This is a genomic window from Terrabacter terrae (assembly GCF_039529575.1).
GTDB lineage: Bacteria > Actinomycetota > Actinomycetes > Actinomycetales > Dermatophilaceae > Terrabacter > Terrabacter terrae.
In genome coordinates this window covers 1-1092 of sequence record NZ_BAAANB010000185.1, presented here as the reverse complement: position 1 = coordinate 1092, position 1092 = coordinate 1, and the positions used below count along the sequence as shown (strand labels likewise).

Here is a 1092-nt window from a genome sequence, read left to right as displayed (position 1 = left end):
CGGTGGCCCGCGCGTCCGCTACTGACGCACTGCGGCGCCCTTCTGTCCACGGTCCACGCCGCCCAGCTCTTGCGGTGCCGCAGTTACTGCGTCTACCTTGGGTGGATGAGCGACGACGCACGACGGCCCCTCCCGGCCGCGACGGAGCAGGCCCTGCGCACGGCGGTCGACGCCGCACGCGAGGCGCTCGAGCGCACCGACGCCTCCCGCCCTCTCGACGCCCTGCCGCTGCTGCGAGCCGCCCAGGAGCACCTGACCTCCGCCGTCGACGAGGCGATGGCGGCGGTCCTCGTGGCCGAGGGCGGCACGATCCGGACCGCCGGCGCGCTCGCCGGCCTGTCGGAGAACGCCGTCGGGCCCCGCCTGGCTCGCACCACCCTGCTCGGCGCCTACGGCTCCGAGGCCGGGCGCGTCACCGCCGCCGGCGTCGAGCGCGCCCGCTACGACATCGAGGAAGGACGCCACCGGCCCCCGCCCGACGCGCCGGACCGCCCGCTGCGCTTCCGCGCCCGCCGCAGCAGCACCTGACGCATACCTGCCCAGCCCGACCACGCCGACCGCACGGAACACACGGAGGAGACGCCATGACGAACCCGAACCTCACGCACCTGTACTTCCTGCTGGACCGCAGCGGCTCGATGCAGTCGATCAAGGACGACACCGAGGGCGGCTTCGACGCGTTCATCGCCGAGCAGCGCAGCCAGCCCGGCGAGTGCCGGGTCACCCTGGCCCAGTTCGACGACGAGTACGAGGAGGTCTACCGCGACGTGCCGGTGACCGACGTGCCGCCGCTGCGCCTGTCCCCGCGCGGATCCACGGCGCTGCTCGACTCCATCGGTCGCCTTCTGGGTGAGGCCGGCGAGCGCCTCGCCGCCCTGCCCGAGCACGAGCGTCCGGGCGTCGTCATCGTCGGCATCATGACCGACGGGCACGAGAACTCCTCGCACGAGCTCACCCACGCACAGGTCAAGGCGCTCATCGAGCGGCAGACCTCCGAGTACGCGTGGCAGTTCCTCTACATGGGCGCCGACCAGGACGCCATCGAGGTCGGGTCGAGCATCGGCGTCGCCGCCGCCAACTCCATGACCTACG

General features: G+C 73.1%; 2 protein-coding genes. Both read left to right on the top strand.

The window, feature by feature from the left end:
* The first annotated feature begins 105 nt into the window (after positions 1-105).
* Positions 106-528, top strand: a complete 423-nt coding sequence (locus tag ABD194_RS20650; protein WP_343995030.1) for a hypothetical protein — start codon at positions 106-108, stop codon at positions 526-528.
* Between the two features lie 56 nt (positions 529-584).
* Positions 585-1092 (top strand): vWA domain-containing protein (locus ABD194_RS20645; RefSeq protein WP_343995028.1); only part of this gene is annotated, 508 nt, incomplete at its 3' end.